The sequence below is a fragment of the Treponema endosymbiont of Eucomonympha sp. genome (assembly GCF_001028545.1).
The window spans coordinates 1-448 of record NZ_BBPW01000651.1; the positions used below are offsets into that span (position 1 = coordinate 1).

General features: G+C 39.5%; 1 protein-coding gene and 1 pseudogene. Both read right to left on the bottom strand.

What is annotated here, in order from left to right:
- Positions 1-327: pseudogene (gene rpsC, locus AWU74_RS11025) on the bottom strand (30S ribosomal protein S3); the annotation flags it as partial.
- Positions 328-359: 32 nt separating this feature from the next.
- The coding region (locus AWU74_RS11030) for a 50S ribosomal protein L18 (RefSeq protein WP_306701123.1) at positions 360-448 on the bottom strand (89 nt) is incomplete at its 5' end.

Below are 448 nucleotides of genomic sequence, written 5' to 3' on the forward strand. Positions count from 1 at the left end.
CATACCATGATATACCCATACTTTTACACCGATTTTGCCCAAGGTGGTTTGTGCTTCGCCAAATCCATAGTCCATATCCGCTCGAAGTGTATTAAGCCGTACTCTTCCTTCTTTTTGTTCTTCAGTACGCGACCTCTCTGCTCAACCAATACGTCCTGAAATACGAATTTTTATTCCCTGTACTCCGGCTTTTACTGCATTGTTTATTGCTTGCTTAATTGCTCTACGAAATGATCCGCGATTTACCAACTGACTGGCAACATTCCGCGCAATGAGTGAAGAATTTATATCTGCCCGTTTTATTTCTTTAATTTTTATCTGTACTTTATGAATACGATTTTTGTGTTCCACACTATTTCCTAGAATATAATTCCAACTTTACGGAGCCCGTCAGCCAATGCTTTAATAACACCGTGATACAGATACCCATTTCGATCAAATTTGAGCG